The 18,928-nt window shown below is 74.4% G+C and carries 19 protein-coding genes; 7 read left to right on the top strand and 12 right to left on the bottom strand.

The window, feature by feature from the left end; all coding sequences use genetic code 11:
• Positions 1-62: 62 nt before the first annotated feature.
• Positions 63-830 (bottom strand): sporulation protein, encoded by a 768-nt coding sequence (locus ACFTWP_RS09515; protein WP_380263694.1) that lies wholly within the window; start codon positions 828-830, stop codon positions 63-65.
• 283 nt (positions 831-1,113) lie between these two features.
• Here ACFTWP_RS09515 and ACFTWP_RS09510 point away from each other — a divergent pair, with 283 nt between their 5' ends.
• Both ACFTWP_RS09510 and ACFTWP_RS09505 read left to right on the top strand, forming a co-directional pair.
• Complete coding sequence (locus ACFTWP_RS09510; RefSeq protein ID WP_380263693.1) at positions 1,114-1,845, top strand: FadR/GntR family transcriptional regulator; 732 nt, start codon at positions 1,114-1,116, stop codon at positions 1,843-1,845.
• Positions 1,846-1,911: 66 nt separating this feature from the next.
• On the top strand, positions 1,912-3,141 hold the full coding sequence (locus ACFTWP_RS09505; protein WP_380263691.1) for a CynX/NimT family MFS transporter: 1,230 nt from the start codon (positions 1,912-1,914) through the stop codon (positions 3,139-3,141).
• Positions 3,142-3,172: 31 nt separating this feature from the next.
• Here the strand turns inward: ACFTWP_RS09505 and ACFTWP_RS09500 are convergent, their stop codons facing one another.
• The 9 genes from ACFTWP_RS09500 to ACFTWP_RS09460 form a co-directional block, all read right to left on the bottom strand.
• Positions 3,173-3,889: an ABC transporter permease gene (locus tag ACFTWP_RS09500; protein WP_380263689.1), complete on the bottom strand. Its 717-nt coding sequence runs from the start codon at positions 3,887-3,889 to the stop codon at positions 3,173-3,175.
• 104 nt (positions 3,890-3,993) lie between these two features.
• Positions 3,994-4,911, bottom strand: coding sequence for an ABC transporter ATP-binding protein (locus tag ACFTWP_RS09495; protein WP_380263687.1), 918 nt, complete (start codon positions 4,909-4,911; stop codon positions 3,994-3,996).
• Positions 4,912-4,936: 25 nt separating this feature from the next.
• The gene (locus tag ACFTWP_RS09490; RefSeq protein WP_380263685.1) at positions 4,937-5,836 is read right to left on the bottom strand and encodes an ABC transporter permease; all 900 of its coding nucleotides are present in this window, start codon (positions 5,834-5,836) and stop codon (positions 4,937-4,939) included.
• Positions 5,820-6,875 (bottom strand): ABC transporter ATP-binding protein, encoded by a 1,056-nt coding sequence (locus ACFTWP_RS09485; RefSeq protein ID WP_380263683.1) that lies wholly within the window; start codon positions 6,873-6,875, stop codon positions 5,820-5,822. The genes ACFTWP_RS09490 and ACFTWP_RS09485 overlap by 17 nt, the downstream gene beginning before the upstream one ends.
• 176 nt (positions 6,876-7,051) lie before the next feature.
• A complete protein-coding gene (locus ACFTWP_RS09480) occupies positions 7,052-8,200 on the bottom strand; it encodes a hypothetical protein (RefSeq protein ID WP_380263681.1) in 1,149 nt (382 codons plus the stop codon).
• The gene (locus tag ACFTWP_RS09475; RefSeq protein ID WP_380263679.1) at positions 8,197-9,240 is read right to left on the bottom strand and encodes a hypothetical protein; all 1,044 of its coding nucleotides are present in this window, start codon (positions 9,238-9,240) and stop codon (positions 8,197-8,199) included. Before ACFTWP_RS09475 ends, ACFTWP_RS09480 begins: the two co-directional genes overlap by 4 nt.
• Entirely contained in the window at positions 9,237-10,295 is a 1,059-nt protein-coding gene (locus ACFTWP_RS09470; RefSeq protein WP_380263678.1) for a hypothetical protein, read from the bottom strand. Before ACFTWP_RS09470 ends, ACFTWP_RS09475 begins: the two co-directional genes overlap by 4 nt.
• A 40-nt stretch (positions 10,296-10,335) precedes the next feature.
• Complete coding sequence (locus tag ACFTWP_RS09465) at positions 10,336-11,127, bottom strand: hypothetical protein (protein WP_380263676.1); 792 nt, start codon at positions 11,125-11,127, stop codon at positions 10,336-10,338.
• Positions 11,128-11,723: 596 nt separating this feature from the next.
• Complete coding sequence (locus tag ACFTWP_RS09460) at positions 11,724-12,611, bottom strand: LLM class flavin-dependent oxidoreductase (protein WP_380263674.1); 888 nt, start codon at positions 12,609-12,611, stop codon at positions 11,724-11,726.
• Between the two features lie 62 nt (positions 12,612-12,673).
• Here ACFTWP_RS09460 and ACFTWP_RS09455 point away from each other — a divergent pair, with 62 nt between their 5' ends.
• Both ACFTWP_RS09455 and ACFTWP_RS09450 read left to right on the top strand, forming a co-directional pair.
• Positions 12,674-12,922: a hypothetical protein gene (locus tag ACFTWP_RS09455; RefSeq protein ID WP_380263672.1), complete on the top strand. Its 249-nt coding sequence runs from the start codon at positions 12,674-12,676 to the stop codon at positions 12,920-12,922.
• Complete coding sequence (locus ACFTWP_RS09450; RefSeq protein ID WP_380263670.1) at positions 12,919-13,320, top strand: DNA-binding protein; 402 nt, start codon at positions 12,919-12,921, stop codon at positions 13,318-13,320. The genes ACFTWP_RS09455 and ACFTWP_RS09450 overlap by 4 nt, the downstream gene beginning before the upstream one ends.
• 159 nt (positions 13,321-13,479) lie before the next feature.
• Here ACFTWP_RS09450 and ACFTWP_RS09445 read toward each other — a convergent pair whose 3' ends face one another.
• On the bottom strand, positions 13,480-14,169 hold the full coding sequence (locus ACFTWP_RS09445) for a DUF6083 domain-containing protein (RefSeq protein ID WP_380263668.1): 690 nt from the start codon (positions 14,167-14,169) through the stop codon (positions 13,480-13,482).
• 230 nt (positions 14,170-14,399) lie between these two features.
• Between ACFTWP_RS09445 and ACFTWP_RS09440 the strand changes: the two genes are divergently transcribed.
• From ACFTWP_RS09440 to ACFTWP_RS09430, 3 genes are all read left to right on the top strand, one after another.
• Entirely contained in the window at positions 14,400-14,879 is a 480-nt protein-coding gene (locus tag ACFTWP_RS09440) for a hypothetical protein (RefSeq protein ID WP_380263666.1), read from the top strand.
• A gap of 95 nt (positions 14,880-14,974) precedes the next feature.
• Positions 14,975-16,081: a hypothetical protein gene (locus ACFTWP_RS09435; RefSeq protein WP_380263664.1), complete on the top strand. Its 1,107-nt coding sequence runs from the start codon at positions 14,975-14,977 to the stop codon at positions 16,079-16,081.
• A 157-nt stretch (positions 16,082-16,238) separates the two neighbouring features.
• On the top strand, positions 16,239-16,721 hold the full coding sequence (locus tag ACFTWP_RS09430) for a GNAT family N-acetyltransferase (RefSeq protein ID WP_380263663.1): 483 nt from the start codon (positions 16,239-16,241) through the stop codon (positions 16,719-16,721).
• A gap of 83 nt (positions 16,722-16,804) precedes the next feature.
• Here ACFTWP_RS09430 and ACFTWP_RS09425 read toward each other — a convergent pair whose 3' ends face one another.
• Positions 16,805-18,556: an LCP family protein gene (locus ACFTWP_RS09425; RefSeq protein WP_380263662.1), complete on the bottom strand. Its 1,752-nt coding sequence runs from the start codon at positions 18,554-18,556 to the stop codon at positions 16,805-16,807.
• Positions 18,557-18,928 lie beyond the last annotated feature (372 nt).

The following is an 18,928-nucleotide window of genomic DNA, read 5'->3' as shown; positions in this document are numbered from 1 at the left end:
GTGCCCGCCGGTCAGGACCGGCGGGCACACCCGTTTCCACCCGGCGTCGGCGCCGGGGCCGCTCAGAGCGCCGCGCGGACCCAGCCGTCGACGAGGGCGGTGAGGTCCTGGTCGGCGGCGGAGTGCTCCACCACGTGCGTCCTGATCACGTCGCCGCCGCCGTGGCCGAAGATCCCGCCGCGCTTGTCGGCCTCCAGCACGACCTCGACCCGGTGCGGGGTCGCCAGGAAGGTCACCTCGACCGAGTTGCAGGCGTGCGCGTACTGCGGCGCCGCCGAGAACTCGATCTCCTGGTAGAACGGCAGGCTCTGGCCGGTGCCGCGGATGTGGCCGGCCTCCAGGTCGGCGGAGCGGAAGCGGAAGCCGAGCGCGAGGAAGGCGTCCAGCAGCCGGCGCTGGACGGGCAGCGGCTCGACGTCCAGCGGGTCGGAGTCGCCCTTGTCGAGGGCGCCGCTGATGTCCACCTCGGTGCGCACGCCGAGTGCCATCCCGGACAGCCGCTGCCCGGCGATCGCGGTCACCGGGGTCTCGTACGGCACCGGGAAGGCGAACGGGATGCTGCGCGTCTCGCCGGGCGCGAGGTGCAGCGGCGGGGTGACGGAGAAGCGGGCGAACGGGTGGAGACCGGTGCTCTCGCCCTCCTCGTGCTCGATCTCCACCCGGGCCACCAGGGTCAGGGTGATGCCGGCGATGTCGGCCGCGACCGTGCCGCCGGTCAGGTTGACGTGCCCCTGGAGCGAGCCGCCGGGCTGCACCACCGGGGTGGTCAGGACGGTGTCGACGGCGGGGCCGCCGACACCGAGGGCGCCGAGGAGCTTCTTGAACACCATGCGGGTGCTCTCCTTGAGTGTGTGCGGGTGCGGGTGGACTCGGGTGCGACGCGGGATCCGCCGTTCCGGCCGATCGGAGGAACGCCACGCGGCGCCGCGCGGTTCCCCGACCTCGTCGACACGAGTTGTAGGATGACCGGACAAGCAGTTGTAGGATGACTGCCGAAGCCGCCCCGGGCCGACCCGGAGCGGCCGCGCAGCAGCGCACCGCGGCAGAGCACCGCAGCGGCGCACCACGCGCGGAGCACCGCGACCGAACCGCATCCGACCCCGGGGGCCGACCGTGACCAGCCCGAACGACAGTCTGCAGGCCGCCGGCAAGCGTTCGCTGGTGGACGCCGCCATCGAGCAGCTGCGCGAGCAGCTCGCCGCCGGCACCTGGCCCGTCGGCACCCGGATCCCCACCGAACACGAGCTGGCCGAGCGCCTCCGGGTCGGTCGCAACACCGTCCGGGAGGCCGTCCGGGTCCTGGTGCACGCCGGCATGCTCGTCACCCGGCAGGGCGAGGGCACTTTCGTCCGCAGCAGCAGCGACCCGGCCTCCGTGCTGCGCGGAGTGCAGCGCTCCGGCGTCCGGGACGTCCTGGAGGTCCGGGCCGCACTGGAGACGGAGGCGGCCCGGCTGGCCGCGCTGCGGCACACCCCCGAGGACATCGTCCGGATGCGGGCCGTGCTGGCCCGGGAGGCCGAGGTGATCGCCGGCCACCCCGAGCGGGCCGGCCGCGAGGCCACCGTCGAGCACGACCTGGAGTTCCACACCGCCGTCGTCGAGGCCGCCAACAACCCGGCACTGACCGAGGTGTACCGCTACTTCGGCGCCTCGGTGCGCGAGTCGATGCGGACGGCCTTCGGCGACCACGAGATGCCCGAGGTGGTCGTGGCCACCCACGAGGCCCTGGTGGACGCCATCGAGAGCGGCGACCCGGACCGGGCCGAGGCCGCCTGTCGCGAGCTGCTGAACGGCCCGATCGCCGCCGTCGAGCAGCTCCTCGCCAGCATCGCCGCGCGGAAGTGACCCGGCGGGGCACCGCCGCCCCGTACCGCTTCCCCGAAACCGCACCCCGGAAAGAGCCCCCGTCCCATGGCAGTCACCCGTGCCCGGCAGCCGCTGGTCACCTCCCCGATCCCCGTCCGCGCCCGGCTCGCCCACCCGGCGCTGCTGCTCACCGGCATCCTGCTGGTCGCCCTGAACATGCGGGCCTGCCTCGCCGCGATCTCGCCGATGGTGGGCGAGATCCAGCAGACCCTGGGCCTCTCCTCCACCGTGAGCGGCCTGATCACCACCGTTCCGGTGCTGTTCCAGGGCCTCGGCGCACCGCTCACCCCCCGGCTGACCCGGCGGTTCGGCACCGAGCGGGTGGTGCTCGGCGCGGTGCTGGTGCTCGGCGCCGGCGTCCTGCTGCGGGTGCTGCCCTCGATCGCCGCGCTGTTCGCGGGCTGCGTGGTGATCGGCGTCGCGATCGCCGTCCTGAACGTCTCGCTGCCCGGCCTGGTCAAGCGGGAGTTCCCCGGCCGGGCCGCCACCATGACCGGCGTCTACTCGACCACCATGCTGGTCGGCGCCACCCTGGCCGCCGGGGTCTCCGTACCGCTGGAGAAGGCGCTCGGCGGCGGCTGGCAGGCCTCGCTCGGCGCCTGGTCGGTGCTGGCGCTGATCGCCGCGGTGGCCTGGCTGCCGCAGGTCCTGCGCTCCCGCCAGGAGCGCGCGGTGGTGGCCGCCGCCCCCGCCGGGCCGCCGATCGAGGGGATCTGGCGCTCGCCGCTGGCCTGGCGGATCAGCCTGTTCATGGGCATCTCCTCGCTGCTGGTCTACACCCTGGTCGCCTGGCTGCCGACCATCCTGGCCGACCACGGGATGGACCGCGGCGAGGCCGGCCTGGTCTTCGCGTTCAGCAACCTCGTCCAGGTGGCCGGCGCCTTCCTGGTCCCGCTCGCGGCCGGCCGGATGACCCGCCAGCGCGGCCTGGCGGTGGCGATGGCGGGGCTGAACGCGCTGGGCATCGCCGTCCTGCTGCTCTCGCCCGTCCCCGGGGCCTGGGTGTCGGCCACCCTGCTGGGCATCGCCCAGGGCGGATCGCTGGGCCTGGCCCTCGCCTTCATCGTGCTGCGCACCGGCAGCGCGGCGGGCGCCGCCCGGCTCGGCGGCATGACCCAGGCGGTCGGCTACCTGGTGGCGGCGGCCGGCCCGGTCGGCGCCGGCGCCCTGCACCAGCTGACCGGCAGCTGGAACACGCCGCTGGTGCTGCTGCTGGTGCTGGCCGGCGTCGCGGCGGTGGCGGGCTGGGGCGCGGGCCACAACCGGACGCTCTGAGCGCCCCCGCGTCCGACGGGTACGCTCCCGCTCAGTCCTCGGCGGCCAGGGTCAGCCCGGCCAGCCGGACCGAGGCGAGCACGGTGGCCGCCACGGTGACCACGACCAGCAGCGGGACGGCCGCGCCCAGCGCCACGTCCGCCGTGATCGCGCCCTCGGCGGCCACCGCCTCGGCGACCGACAGGCCCCACTGCTGCACGCTCAGGGTCCTGGCCCCCTGGACGAAGTTGCCGATCAGGCTCTCCCAGACCAGCGCGTACGCCAGACCCGCCACCACGGCGTGCCGGGTGACGACGCCCAGCAGCAGGAACAGCGCGCTGTACGCGGCCCCGGCCACCAGGGTGGCGACGGTGAAGGCGAGCGCCAGCCCGTCCTTCGTCCCGTACAGGATCAGTCCGGCGACGAAGGTGGGGACGGCCGCGATCACCCAGGTGGTGCCGATCGCCACGGCCAGCTTGGTGGTGATGATCTGCCAGCGCGGCAGCGGCTTGGAGAGCAGGTAGACGATCGAGCCGTCGTCGATCTCGGTGGCGATGACACCGGTGCCGACGACCAGGCCGAGGATCGGCACCAGGGTGCCGAGCGACAGCTGACCGAGGATCTTGACGGTCAGGTCGTGCTCGTCCCCGCTGGAGGTCGTGGCGATCACCGAGATGATCAGCAGCAGTGCGGGGACGACCAGCAGCAGGACGCCGCGGCGGCGGCCCAGCAGGCCGCGGACGGTCAGCCTGGCGACGGTCGTGTTCACGGTGATCGGCCTTCTTTCGGTGACCGGGTCGGTGCCGGGTCGGTGCCCGGCGGATGCCGGGTCGGGGGCGGGTGGCGGGGCGGCGGCCCCGGGGCGGGCCCGGGTCAGGAGGAGACGAGGTAGGAGAAGACGCTCTCCAGCGACTCGTCCGCCGGGGAGACGGTGTACAGCCGGATGCCGGCCTCCCGGGCGACCTTCGGCAGCAGGGTGGTGAAGCCCTGGAAGTTGATCGCCTGGATCCGCAGCGCCTTCTCCTGCCAGTCCAGCTCGATGCCGGCCGTCGAGCCGTCGGCGATCAGCGCGGCGGCGAGCCTGCGGTCGTCGCTGGAGCGCACCAGGTAGCGGTGCGGGCGGTCGGTCATCAGCCGGCGGATCCGGCGGAAGTCGCCGGAGGCGGCGTGCCGGCCGGCCACCACGACCTCGATGTGCCGGGCCAGCTGCTCGACCTCCTCCAGGATGTGCGAGGAGAACAGCACCGTCCGCCCGTCGGCCCCGAAGCGGCGCAGCAGCTCCATCAGCTGCAACCGCTGGCGCGGGTCCATGCCGTTGAAGGGCTCGTCGAGCAGCAGCACGGACGGCTCGTGGACCAGCGCCGACGCCATCTTGACCCGCTGCTTCATGCCCTTGGAGTAGGTGCCGGTCTTCCGGTCCTGCGCGTACTCCATCTCGACCAGGCCCAGCGCCCGCCGGGCGGCCGCCCCGGGGTCGGCCAGGCCGTGGAGCTCGGCGTTGGCGAGCACGAACTCCCACCCGGTCAGGAAGTCGTACATCGACTCCCGCTCGGGGACGAGCCCGATCCGCCGGTACACCTCCCGGTTGCGCCAGATCGGGGCGCCGTCCAGGGTGACCGCACCCGAGGACGGGGCGAGGAAGCCGCTCATCATGTGGATGAGGGTGGACTTGCCCGCGCCGTTCGGCCCCAGCAGGCCGGTGACACCGGGGCCGATCGTCATGCTGACGTCGTTGACGGCGACGACGTTGCCGAACCAGCGGGAGACCTTGTCGATGGTGATGGTGGCCATGGCGCCCTCTCAGAAACTCGGTCGGTCAGATGCCGCGGTAGCGGCGCCGCAGCAGCCAGTACGAGCCGGCGACCAGCGCGGCCGCCTCCAGCGCGAACACGGCGACGCCCAGGCCGCCCGGGGCGTGCAGCGCGTCGGCGCCGCCCAGGCCGAAGAGCTGCACGGACAGGCCCTCGACCAGCCAGGCGGGCGAGAGCAGGCCGGCCCAGTTCGCGGACTCGGGCGGCGAACCGGCCAGCCCGCCGGCGATGCCGTAGACGATCAGCGCGATGGCCTGGCCGACCACCAGGAAGCCCATGATCGCGGCGACCCCGAAACCGCGCCGCGGCGTGCTCGCGGCGATCAGCAGCCCGATCGCGGAGTACACCAGGGCGAACATCGCGACGGTCAGCAGCCCGTACAGGAGGTGCACGGTGTTGTGGCCGAAGGGCATCCCGCCGAGCACGGCCCCGAGGTAGAGCACCACGAGCGGGGCGGTCATCAGCAGCAGCATCGCGACGACCATGGCGGCGGCCTTGGCACGGACGTAGTCACCGCGGGTGATCGGCCGGGAGAAGTAGAGCGGCACCGTGTGGTACCGCAGGTCCCGGGACATCAGCACCGGCGCCTGGGCGGCCACGAAGAGCTGGACGACCAGACCGAACGCGCTCGGGTAGCCGGGGTAGTCCAGCGGCAGGTCGGGCCGGCCCTGCACGATCGCGAGGGCGACGATGACCACCGCGGGCAGCGTGACCACCGCCAGCACCAGCATCGGCAGCACCTTGGACTTCCCCGAACGGCCGAGCCCGTAGGCGGCGCGCAGGCTCTGGGTGAAGAGCGAGCGGGTGGCGTAACCGCGGCCCAGTCGCGGACCGGTGTAGCCGCGGTAGCCGATGTCGTGGATGACGCCGGTGTCGACCGTCCTGCTCTCAGGGGGCAGCGACATGTGCGGTACCTCCCTCGGGTGCGTCAGGCTCGGATGCGGCCGGCTCGGATGCGTCCGGGTGCGGGGTCGGCCGCCCGGCCGGTGGGACGGCGGGGTCGGCGGGCGAGGTCCCGGCCGCGGCGGTGAAGATCTCGGCGACCCGGTGGCGGCGCTGCTCCAGCCGCACCAGGCCGAGGCCGAGGCCGGCCACGGTGTCGCGGATCGTGTCGTAGGTGTCGTCGTCCTCGATGCCGACCAGCAGCACCCGGGAGCCCTCCACGCCCACCGTCAGGCCGGCCGCGACGAGCCGCTCGCGGACGGCGCCGCCGCTGTCGTACGAGGCGTCGTCCGGACGGTCCGTCACCTCCACGGCGAGCAGCTGGGTGGCCTCGGTGAAGGAGGCCGTCGACGAGGACCGCAGCAGCCGACCGCCGTCGATGACCACCAGGTGGTCGCAGGTGCGCTCCAGCTCGCCCAGCAGGTGGGTGGTGACCAGGACGGAGATCCCGAAGTCGGAGTGCACCCGGCGGATCAGCGACAGCATGTCGTCCCGGCCGACCGGGTCGAGGCCGTTGGTCGGCTCGTCCAGCAGCACCAGGTCGGGGTCGTGGACCAGCGCCTGGGCCAGCTTGACCCGCTGCTTCATGCCCGTGGAGTAGCCGCCCATCGGGCGGTACCGCTCCTCGTAGAGGCCCACGTGGCGCAGCGTGTCGGCGGTCCGCTCGCGGGCCGCGGCGGCCGGCAGGCCGGCCATCCGGGCCATGTGCACGACGAACTCGGTCGCCGACACGTCCGGCGGGAGGCAGTCGTGCTCGGGCATGTAGCCGACCCGCTCGCGGATCGCCGATCCCTCGGTGGCGATGTCCAGGCCGAGCACCTGGCCGGTGCCGGAGGTGGCCGGGGCCAGCCCCAGCAGGATCTTGATGAGTGTGGACTTGCCCGCGCCGTTCGCCCCGACCAGACCGACCACCCCGGGCTGCACCTCTACGGTGAGCTGATCGAGGGCGGTGACCCGGGGGAACCTCTTGGTGAGGCCGTCCGTCTTGATGACAGTGGACACGCTCACAACGTAGTGGGCGGCGGCCGCGCAGGATATGCGCTGGAATGACGAGCTTTCGCAGTACTCCGGGATGACGGCGGATCAGCCGCCCCCTAGGGGTCGACCGCCGCCGCCCGCCGGACGCCCCCGGGGGCGGCGCCTCGCGGCGCTGCGGGGGCGTCCGACGGACCCGGGCCTCAGCCCAGCAGTTCGGACTGCAGCAGGACGACCTGGTGGAAGGCCTTCAGCGGCACGCCCGCCGGGTTGGTCATCACGACCAGGCCCACCACGTCGCCGGCGAGCAGGAATCCCGCCCGGGTGCTGTCCGGCGTCCCGGCCGCCGGGTCGCCGCTGTGACGCAGCTGCGCCCCCACGCCGACGGTGGTGGGCAGGCCCTTGCCGTCCCGTTCGATGGTGAGGCTCTCGACGTCCTTCAACGCACCGCTCAGCCAGAGGTAGTTGGAGACCTTCGAGGCCTCCTCCCGCGAGCCGAAGCTGAGCAGCCTGATCCGGGCCTTGGTGCCGTCCTTCGCCGTCCACTCCCGGACGGCACCGGCACGGCAGGCGTTCTCCAGCAGGCTGGCCTTCATCTCGGCCTCCGCCTTCAGCTCGGCGGCCAGGTCCTCGCAGGCGGCCCACTCCGCCGGAGGCGGACCGGCCACCGGAGCCGGGGTCGCCGGGACCGAGGCCGACGCGGACGCGGTGGCGGACGGCGCGGCGGACGGCGCGGCGGACGGCGCGGCGCCGCCGGTGGCGGCCGGGCCGACCGCCTCCTTCGGTGCCGGGAGCACCAGGTACCGCAGGTCCGCCGCGTGGCGCAGCTCGGCACCCGAGGCGCTCGGGGCGGGCCGGCCGGAGGGCAGCGGCGGCAGCACGAGCTGCGGGAAGGTGTAGCGGCCGTCCTTCGGCGTGGCCAGCCCCGGCAGGTCGGTGCGGTCCGGCGTGGTGACCGCGTAGGCGCTCGCGGTGCCCGCGATCAGCAGGACGAGCGCGGCCGCGCCCCTGCGCAGCAGCGTGGCCCGCCGGCGGCGGATGCGCTCCAGGCGCTGCTCCTCGGTCTCCGGCGGCCCGAACGGGCTGACGGCGCCCCAGGGGCCGTACGGATCGCCGGAACCGTAGGCGCCGTACGGGTTGTGGGGTCCGTGCCCCTGGGGCTGCCCCGCGCCGGCCGCGGCCGGTGCCGGACCCTCCTCCAGGATGATCGCCGTGGCGGGAGCGGCGTCCCCCCAGGCGGCGGGCGGACCGGCGGCGCCGGCGTCCGGTGCGGTGGCGGCGGCATTGGGTGCGGTGCCGGCGGCGTTGGGTGCGGCGGCGGCGTTGGCCGGCGGGCCGATGCGGTCGGTCATGCGGACGCTCCAGGGCTGGCGAGCCGGTCCAGCTGCGCGGTGAACAGGCTGACGATCTTGTCCTTGGGCAGCTGTGCCACGCCCTCGACGTCCATGACGACGAGCAGGTCCCCCTCGGCGGCGGAGCACTCCAGGTAGTCGATCTGCGCGCTGGGCGCCACGGGCATCAGGTAGCAGTGCGCCTCGGGGTGTCCGGGGATCTCGGGGCCGGTCCGGAACAGGCCGGTGTCGCCGGTGAAGATGGCGGTGTACTGGTTCTCCTTCTGCACCTCCTGCTGGTTGAACTGACGCAGCTTGAGGCTGACCACCAGTTCACCCGCGGAGGCCTTGAAGGTGCGCACTCCGGTGCCCTTGACGTGCAGGCCGTCCCAGTAGGCCTTCACCTGCTGGCGCTTGTCCGCCGGCACGTCCTTGAGGCCCTCGTCGATCTCGGCCGCCAGCTGCTCGGCCGTCAGCTCGGTGTCGTTGCCGTACGTGCCGTAGTCCGGCCCGAGGCCGAAGCCGGCCGGGACGGGCAGCAGGAGGTCGCGCAGCCCGCCGAAGTGGTTGCCGTTGGACTTGGCACCGAACGGGGTCGGGCTCGGCGCGGGGGCGGCCGGAGCGGGCCCGGCGGCCGGCGCCGCGGCGACCGGAGCGTCGTCGTACCCGACCTCGATGATCCCCACGCCGACGACCACGCCGACCAGTGCGGCCGCCACGGTCGCGGCGCCCGCGCGCAGGATGCGGCGGCCGGTGCCGCCGGGCCCGCGCGGCGCCGGGGCCGGGGCCGGAACGGGCCCCGCGAACGGCTGGGCGAACGGATCGGCGAGCGGCTCGGACGGGCTCGCGGCCGGCTCGGACGGGACGGCGACGGGCTCGACGACCGCCTCCGACGGGACGGCCGGGACCGCGACCGGCTCGGACGACTCGGTCGGGACGGCCGGGACGGCCTGCTTGGTCAGCAGATCGGGCCGGCGGCTCGGGTCGGGCTGCTGACCGGACCCGCCGGGCGGGGTGTCGGCCGCGTCGGACGGGACCCGTCCCACGGTGGTGTCGCTCATGCCAGCCGCTCCCACTGCTTCTTGGCGAGGTCCTTGAGTGCGGCGGCGTCCACCAGCTGCGGTGCGAAGACCTCGATCTCCATCACCAGGGTGCCGCGCCGCGCGACGGCGTAGCCGTACCAGTACTTGTCGGTGCTCTCGGCCCAGTTCTCGGGCTCGGTCTGCACCTCGTAGGCACCGTTGACGCCGTCGGCGAACTTGGTGCTCGCGGCGCTCGACATGTCCCTGACCTCGGTCGCGGCACTGTCCGAGTCGTCCGGGCCGAACTGGACCAGCGTCACCCGGTACCGGGTGTTGTCCTTCTTCCAGTCGACGCCCGCCGCGCGGCGGAAGCCCCGCTGGTTGAGGAGGGCGAAGACCTTCTTGGCGTTGCCGGTACGCTCCGCCAGCTCACCGACGGAGATCCAGCTCGGGACGTCCGGGTTGTCCGCCCACGGCTCGGTGCCGCCCGGACGCTCCATCACCAGCTTGCGCAGGTCGCCGTCGATGGCCAGCGGCTTGGGCGCGGCGTCGGCGGCGGCCTTGGCGTCGAGCACGGCGGCCGGGTAGCCGGGGAGCGCGACCTGCAGCGGCGGCAGCGGTGTCGGCGGGCGTCCGGCCTGGATCCCGTAGCCGGCCCCACCGCCCAGCAGCAGGCCGAGCACCAGAGCGGAGGTCAGCAGCAGGACGGGTCGCGGGCGGCGCACCCGGGCCGGCGGGCCGGACTCCGGTCCGCCGGCCGCCAGGAAGTCGACGGCCGGACCACCGGCGGCGGGACCGTCGGCGGGCGACGGGACGCCGGCCGGCCCGGCGGCAGGGGCGCCGGTGACCTGGCCGGGAGGGGCGTACGGGTCACCCGAGGGCGCGTACGGGCCTGCGGCGGGGGCGGCGGCCGACCCCGGCGCGGCCCAGGGGCTGACCTCGACGGGAGGGTTGGAGCCGGGCGTCGCCTCGGCGGCGGTCGTGACCGGCGCGGCGACAGGTGTCGTGACCGGCGGCTCGGCGGGCGGTGCGGCAGGTGGTGCGGCGGCGGGAGGCGCGTCGGGCGACGACGGCTCCACGGGATCGGTGCTCACGGAGTGGCTCCAGAAGAATGGGAGGGAGGGGAGGCGGGGCTCAGCCGCCGGAGGACAGGCGGTCGACCTGACGCTTCATCACGTCGGCGAGCACGGCCTTGTCGGGGTCGCCCTTCACCTCGATCGTGATCTCGAACTCCACGTCGCCCTTGCTGGCGACGCCGACCATCGCGCCGGTGTAGGCCTTCTGCTCGGGCTTGAACATGAAACCGCGGGCCCCCGGAACACCCCCGACCTCGAAGCTCTCGCCCTCCGAGAAGCTGGCGCCCTTGGCGAACTCCGAGGCATTGCCGGTGGAGGAGAAGCGCATCAACCGAATACGGACGTTCGCAATTCCGTCGACCGTCCGGTAGGAACGCTCCGCCGCCTCCTTGTAACCGTACGAACCGAGGACGGACATGATGTTCTTCTGGCCGTCGTACTCCGCGACGAGGTCCTCGTCCGTCATCTTGAAACCGTCGGCCGGCCCGAAGGACTCGCCGCCGTCGGGAATCGGGGCGAAGAAGTACCGCAGGTCGCCACCGTGCGTGCCGCCGCTGACCGTGCCGTGCAGGGTGCTGGCCGGCTTCGGCGCCGGGGCGGGCGGCGAAGGCAGCGGCACGGCGGGGGAGGGCGACGGCGACGGCGAGGCCGAGGGCGAGACCGACGCGGACGGTGCGGCGGTGCCCGGCGCCGGCGACGGAGCGCCCTGCGCCACGGGCCGCCGGTCGTCCGGTCGGCCGACCGCCACCGTCACGGCGGCGCTGGTCGCGGTCACCGCGAGCAGGGCGAGGGCGGTCAACGCCACCCGGGCCGCGCGCGGCAGCCCGCGCCCGCCGACCTCCTGGTCCACGGGTGGGAGCCCGGCGCCGACGGCCGCCCAGGGAGCCCCGACGGGGACCGGAACGGGCTGCGGCACGGCCCCGGACCCGTCCACGGCCGGCGCCTCGGACGCGGCGACCGCACCCGGAACCGCCTCGGGAACGGCCTCCGGCGCAGGGGCGGAAACGGCTGCGGCGACGGCCGGGGAGGCTGCCTCGGACTCCGTCGCGGGGCGGGGCTCGGGTGTGTCCCGCGCCGTCGGCGCGGGAGTCCCCTCGGGTACGGGCGTCACGTCGGCCGGATCAGCCGGTGACGAAGTGTCGGGCGCAGACAAAGGGATCCCCCAGAGCAGGTGAAATGGGCCGCGTGCGGGCCCACCACAGGCCACCCCCGAGGCCCCTCCAGACCGACGATCACGCGCGTCAGCTGGAATTATGAGAGCCGCCGCTCCCCCCCGCCAACAGAGTTAACCCAGACACTCCACCCAATGATCAACTAATCGGACATGCCGTGATCGAACCGCAACGAGAGCGGCACCGTTGGCATCCGAAGCGCCCGCCGGGCCGATGACGCACGAGCGCCCGGCCGGCCCCCGCGTGCGGGCCGACCGGGCGCTCCGGCGGGGCCTCAGCCCAGCTGCGCGAGACCCTCGGTGGCGATCCGTTCGAAGACCGCCAGGTCGCCCGCGAAGATCGAGTTCGGCACCGGCCAGTGGATGACGAGCTCGGTGATGCCCAGCTCCCGGTACCGGCCTGCCCAGTCGACGAACGCGTCCAGCGACTCCAGCGGCCGCTCCGCCGTGGACCCCTGCAGGAGCACCTTCTCCAGCGTCGCCACGTCCCGGCCCCGCGCCTCGCAGGCCGCCGCCAGCTTGGCCAGCTGCGCCTCGATCACGGCCGGCGCCTGCTCCACCGGCACGTCCGCCGGTCCGCGCGCGTCACCGTACGTCACCCAGCCCTGGCCGTACTCGGCGGCCAGCCGCAGCCCGCGCGGGCCGGTGGCGGCGACGTAGAACGGCACCCGCGGACGCTGCACGCAGCCCGGGATGTTCCTCGCCTCGACGGCGGAGTAGTACTGCCCCCGCTCCGTCGTGGCGTCCTGGGTGAGCAGCTTGTCCAGCAGTGGCAGGAACTCGTCGAAGCGGTCCGCCCGCTCCTTCGGCGTCCACTCCTCCTGCCCCGTCACCGTCGCGTCGAAGCCGGCCCCGCCGACCCCGATCCCCACCGTGAGCCGCCCGTCGGAGACGTCGTCGACGGACATCAGGTCCTTGGCCAGCGTGACCGGGTGCCGGAAGTTCGGCGAGGTCACCAGCGTGCCCAGCCGGATCCGCTCGGTCGCCGTCGCGGCGGCCGTCAGGGTCGGGACGGCCCCGAACCAGGGCTCCTCCCGGAAGGACCGCCAGGAGAGGTGGTCGTAGGTGTACGCGGCGTGGAAACCGAGGTCCTCGGCCCGCCGCCAGATCTTCTGCCCCTCGCTCCACCGGTGGATGGGGAGGATCACTGTGCTCAGACGCATAATCCCGACCTTATGTCCCGAGCAGCCCCCCACTCAGGTGCATACCGGAGTATGCTCCACTCATGGCAGCGACCACGCGCATCACCGTCACCCTTCCGACGGAACAGGTGGAAGAGCTCAGAAAGCTCACCGACAACGTCTCCGGGTATGTCGCGGAGGCAGTCGCCCGCCAGATCAGGCACCAGCTCATTGCGGACGACCTGCGTCGCTACCAGGACGAGCAGGGCGAGTTCACCGATGTGGAACTCTCCGAGGCGCACGCCAGGATCTTCGGCTCCACCGGTTCGGCGGGTTCGGCGAGCGCCGCGTGACCGAACGCTTCGAGACTGTCGTACTGGACTCCGAGGGACTGTCCTCGTGGATCACGCAGGACCGCAGCGTGTTGGCGATGCTTCAGGTCTTCCACGCCATGGGGGCCGATTTCGTGGTCGGCGCGAACACGATCGTGGAAGTCACGCACGCCCGCGTGAACGAAGCACGGTTGAACTGGACGCTCTCCCGGGTCAAGGTCGAGGCGGTCACCGATCAGGCCGCGAGGGCCTCGGCCAGGCTGCTGAAGCAGGCCGGACTGCACGGGCACGAGTACGCGATCGACGCGACCGTGGCAGAGATGGCGCTGCGGCAGCCGGGGTCGGTGGTCATGCTCACCTCGGACATCGACGACATGGCCAAGCTCTGCGGCACCCGCGTACGGCTCATCGCCATCTGAGCCCGAACGGGACTCGAACCCTCTCAATGGGTGTTCCCGCAGGTCAGGACGCGATAGGCGAACGAGGCTCGCCCGAGGTCACCAGCGTCCCCGGCCGGATCCGCGCGGTCGCCGTCGCGGCGGCCGTCAGGGTCGTAACGGCCCCGGACCAGGGACCGGCTACGGCACCAACCGGCCCGCCCGTCCGGCGTGCTGGTGCCAGAGGCCGAGCAGGACCGACGAGTCGTAGGGGGCCGGCTCCTCCGGGCAGGCGTCGAAGTGGCTGATCCGGCAGGTGCCGGACGGGTCCGCCACGCCGAGGGCGACCGCGGTGCCGTCCGCGGTGATCCGCCACCGCTTGCCGACCGGGACGGCACCGGTCGGCCAGTCGCCGGGCTCCAGCAGGACCCAGCGGCCCCGGAGCGTCCGGTGCCAGCGTGCCCGCGCGCCGCAACGGAGGCAGCCGGCGAAGGCGTTGGCCGGGCTGCCGTCGGACGTACCCTCGCCGGACGTGCCGTCGCGGCCGGACGCACCCCCACTGTCGGACGCACCCCCGCCGCCGGCCGCCGCGCGCTGCGCCGGGAGCAGGCGGCCGGCCCGGGCGGTCCGCGCGACCTCCTCGAAGGCGCCGACCAGGGCCTCGGCCAGCGGGACGGGCTCGCGGTCGTGGTCGGGCCGGCCGCCGCCGGGCCGGTCGTGGTCGGGCCGGTCGGCTGCGCAGGCGGTGCAGCGGGTCGCGCCGAGGGCGGCCGTCCACCGCGGGAGGGGTCGGCGGCAGGAGTCGCACGCGGAGGATCCGGGGCTGCCGGCCCGGCGCGGTGCGGCGGGGCCGGTCGGGTCGCGCTCGTCGTTGCGGTAGCGAGTCGGCATCGGACTTCCCTTGGGCCGGGGTTGCCGAGGTGATTCCTGCCCAGATCCCCGCCGCTGATACCTCGACCGGCGATCAATCGGCCGACGCCTGCGCCGGCGGGGCCGACACGACCGACAGGGTCAACAGGGCCGGATCGGGGACATCGGGCGCGGGGGCGGCCGGGCCTATACGGAGAGGGGGTATTGTCGGCAGCCGAAGACCACCCGTCGGAGACAGGGGCCGGAGGACGATGAGCGGCGGCAGACGGACGGGCGGCCGGGCAGTGGCCCACCTGCTGCTGCTCTGTGCCGTGCTGGCCGGCCTGTTCCTGATGCACGGCGCCCCCACCTCGGCCGGCGGCTGCCACGACGCGGTCGTCGCGGCGACGCTCCCGCACCCGATGCCCGGCGCAGCCCGCCCGGGCCTCCGGCCGGAGGACGGCCGGCACGAGCAGCCCCGGCACGAGGCCGCCCGGCACACCGCCGGCGCCGCCGAGCTCTCCTCGCGGGCGCCCGGCACCCCCGGGCCGCACGGCCGGGACACCCGTTGCCTGGCGACCAAGAGCCGGGACGGCGTACCGCTGCCGGCCCCCGCGCCGGTGACGAGCGGCGCGCCCCGCGCCCTGCCCACCGCCCTGGCCACCGGGCCGCGGCCACTCGCCCACTGCCGGCGGGCACCGCCCGGCACCGGGCGACGGATCCTGCTGCGGATCTGCGTCGCGCGGACGTGACGGGGCCCGCCCCGGCTCCCCAGGAGCCCGGGCGCAGCGCCCCTGATCCCCGCGCGCCGCCGACGACGGCGCCCACCCCGGAAAGCCACCGAACCATGCCCACCGAGTCGTACCCGCCCGCCCTCAACCACCCCGGCGCCACCGACCACCCCGGCACCACCTACCACCCCGGCGCCACCGACCGCCCCGGCACCGCCAACCGCCCTCGCCGCAGGCCCGCCCGGGCGGCGGCGCTCGCCGCCGCGGCCACCGCGCTGGCCCTCACTCTGGGGGCCTGCGGCTCCCCGGCCGGCAAGTCCGGCGCGGGCGACGGCCACGGCGGCCACAGCCATGCCGGCACCGGCCCGACCGGCTCCGCCGGGCACTCCGATCACGCCATGCCCGGTCACGACATGCCGGGTCACGACATGCCCGGCATGACACCCGGAGCAGCGGCCGGCGGGCCGGGTGCCGCAGCCGGTCTGGCCGCCGAGCGGAACGGCTACCGCTTCACCGCCGCCGCCGACAGCCTCCCGGCCGGTGCGCCCGCCGAGTACCGGTTCACCATCACCGGTCCGGACGGCGGCCCCGTCACCGCCTTCGCCGTCGAGCAGACCAGGCGGCTGCACTTCTACGCGATCCGCACCGACCTGACGGGTTTCCAGCACCTGCATCCGGAGATGGCGGCCGACGGTACCTGGACGGCCCCGCTGGCCGCACTCGCCCCGGGCGACTGGCGCCTGTACGCCTCCTTCACCCCGGACAGCGGGGCCGGCCGGGGGACCGCGCTGGTGCTCAGCCGCCCGGCGACCGTCACCGGAGCGGCCGCCCCCGCCCCGACGGCCACCGGCACCGAGGCCGGCGGCACCGCGACCGGCAGCGGCAGCGCGACCGGCAGCGTCGACGGCTACACCGTCACCGTGGAGGGCGCACCGACCGCCGGAGTCGCCGCCGAGCTGCGGGCGACCGTCAGTAGGGACGGCAAGCCCGTCACCGACCTCCAGCCGTACCTGGAGTCGTACGCGCACCTCACCGCCTTCCACGCCGGTGACCAGGCCTTCGCCCACCTGCACCCGGAGGCCGGGGTGTCGGGCGCGGCCGGCGGTCCCACCCTGCCGTTCCACGCCGAACTGCCGGCCCCCGGCGCATGGCGGCTGTTCGTGCAGTTCCAGACCGCCGGGACGCTGCACACCGCGACGGTGGACCTGCGGGTGGCCGGCTGACCCCGGTCGCCGGCCGGCGCTCCCGTCGGCGACCGCCCACCGGTCGCCGACGGGGGCGCCGGCCCCGCACCCGCCCTCTCGGAGGGGGCCCACCAAGGCGCCCGGGCCCCGCGGAAATGCCGGCGACCGGCGGCCGGTCCGCGGGTAGGGTGCCGCGATGACCTCAGCATTTCGCCTGGTGGAGATCACCACCGAGAACGTGGAGGACGCCTGCCGGCTGTCCGTCCGCCCCGACCAGCGGAACCTGGTGCAGCCGGTCGCGCAGTCCCTGGCCCTGGCCTACGCGTTCGGGGAGCGGGCCTGGCCCCGCCTGGTGACGGACGGCGAGGAGATCGTCGGGTTCCTGATGGCCTTCGTCGGAGTGCCGTTCGACGCCGACCCGCCCGGCGTGACCCGGGCCGGGCTGTGGCGGTTGAACGTGGCGGCGGACCACCAGGGCCGGGGCGTCGGCCGGTTCGCGGTGGACCGGGTCGCGCAGGAGCTGCGGCGGCGCGGCTGGGGCCTGCTCACCACGTCCTGGCACGTGGCGGAGAACGGACCCGAGCCGTTCTACCGCCGGCTCGGCTTCCGGGTGACCGGCGAGCTGGTCGAGGGCGAGGTCGTCGGCGAGCTCGACCTGGGCGGCGGCGCCCCCGCCTGAAGCGCCCGCCTGAACCGCCCCCGCCTGAACCGCCGGCGGCGCCCCCGTGGGGGATGGCGGGCGCCGTCAGACGCCGCGCGCCGTCACCCGCCCGTCCCGTACGTGGTGTTCTCGCAGATGTCGTCGTCGGCGGACCGCGCGTCGGCGGTGTCGGCGGGGGCCAGGGCCGGCGGCGGAGCGGCCGTGGCCGGGGCCCCGGGCTTGGCACCGCCGTTGGCGTCCGCGTAGTCCTTGCCCAGGATCAGGCTGATGCCGGCGGCGCTGCTCGGGGTGAGCGTGGCGCCGGGGAAGAGCGCGGCCACCTTCTCGGCGCCGGCCTTCTGGCCGGAGCCGTACTCGACCAGGGTGGTGGCGTGGTCCTTGCGCGGGGCGTCGGCGGTCTTGGTGACGGTGAACTTCGCCGCCTTCAGGGCCTCGCCGGCCTTGCCCGCCATGCCGTCGGCCGTGGTCCCGTTGTAGACGGCGACCCTGACCCCGGCGCCGTTGGAGTCGGCGGCGGGCGGCGCGGCCGGCGTGCTGACGGGCGCGGCCGGCGCGGACGCGGTCGCGGCCGGGGCCTCGGCCTGGCCGGTGGCGTCCTGGCCGTCGATGGTGCGGTCGGCCTTCAGGGTGGCCCACAGGTTGTCGACGTTCGGGTGCACGAGGTCGATGTTCTCGGCGTGGTACTGCCAGCGGGGGGTCAGGAACTTCAGGTCGTGCATGTCGATGTTCTTCATCGAGAGCCCGAAGGAGAGCAGCTTGTCCACGCTGTTCAGGCCCGGGTCGACCGTCATCGACTTGGTGGCGGCGTTGGCCAGCGGCAGCAGTGTGGTGGGGCTGAGGCCCTGCTTCTTCACCTTGGAGATGAGCGAGCCCATGAAGGCCTGCTGGCGCTTCATCCGGCCGATGTCCGAGCCGTCGCCGATGCCGTGCCGCAGCCGGACGTAGTCCAGGGCCAGCTGCCCGTCGACCTTCTGCCTGCCCTTCGGCAGGACGACCTTGCCCTTCCTGCCGAGGTTCGGGTTGATGTCCCCCTCGTAGATGGCCTCGGGCAGGCAGACGTCGACGCCGTCGACGGCCTTGGTCATCGTGGAGAAGCCCTGGAAGTCGACGACGATCGTGTGGTCGACCCGGATGCCGGTCAGCTTCTCGACGGTGTTCTGGGCACAGGCCGGGTTGCCCTCCGGGGTGCCGCCGAGCGCGAACGCCTCGTTGAAGAGGGCGCCGGTCTTCTCCTTGGTCCACTTGCCGCTCGGCAGCTTGCACGAGGGCAGCGTGACCAGGGCGTTGCGCGGTATGGATATCCCGACGGCGTGCTTGTGGTCGGCGTAGACGTGCAGCAGGATCGTGGTGTCCGAGCGGGCGCCCTCCGCGTCGCCGCCGCCGAGGTCGCTGTTGGCGCCGCTGCGGCTGTCGGAGCCGAGCAGCAGCACGTTGACGGGCTTGTTCCCGTTGGCGTCGGCGGCGGCCTCCGGCGGGCGGTCGGTGGAGACGGCGTCCGGGTCGAAGCTCTTGATGTTGCCGTTGAACACCAGGTAGAGCGCGCCGCCGCCGGCCACCATCAGCAGCAGGGCGCCGGCCGCCGTCCAGGCGACGAGCTTCTTCCGGTTCCGCCGGGGCCTGCGCCCGCGGCCGCCGGCCTGGCCGGCGCCGCCCGCCGCACTCCGGCCGCCGCGTCCCTGTGCCGCCTTGCGGGCCTCCGCGCGGCCGCCCGGTCGGGGCGCGGGCACGACGGCCTCGGGCCCCGCCCCGGTGGCGGGGCGGGAGGTGGCGCCGGTGCGCACGGCGGTGTCGGGCGCGGCGTCGCGCTGCTCGCCGCCACCCCCGTAGGGACCTTCGTTCCACTGCCCCGACACACGCGCACCCTTCACCGATGGAACCGGCACGAACGTGAGCACCGTATCCATACAGACGCTCGAAAGATGGTCGGATGTTACACATCAGAAGATTACCGAACGTCAACAGGCTTGCCGTGCACGGGTCCTCGCACGTCGGAAACCCCAACCGGCGCCCGGGGTACGGCTACCGGCGGCCCGCGGTGCACCCCACGCGACCGTGACGTTCTGCGACCACGCGGACACGGCGCCGTCCGCCCCGGGGTGCAGCGCTCCGGAGCACCGACGGAGCACGACCGCGTACCGACCGCGTACCGACCGCGGTCCGAGCGAGCACCGGCCGCGTACCGACCGAGCGCCGACCGGGGCGCGCTGCCGGGCGCGCCCGCCGCC

Source organism: Kitasatospora sp. NPDC057015, assembly GCF_042673745.1.
Lineage (GTDB): Bacteria > Actinomycetota > Actinomycetes > Streptomycetales > Streptomycetaceae > Kitasatospora.
The sequence above is the reverse complement of the archived record's forward strand: the minus strand, read 5'-3'. Positions and strand labels throughout refer to the sequence as shown.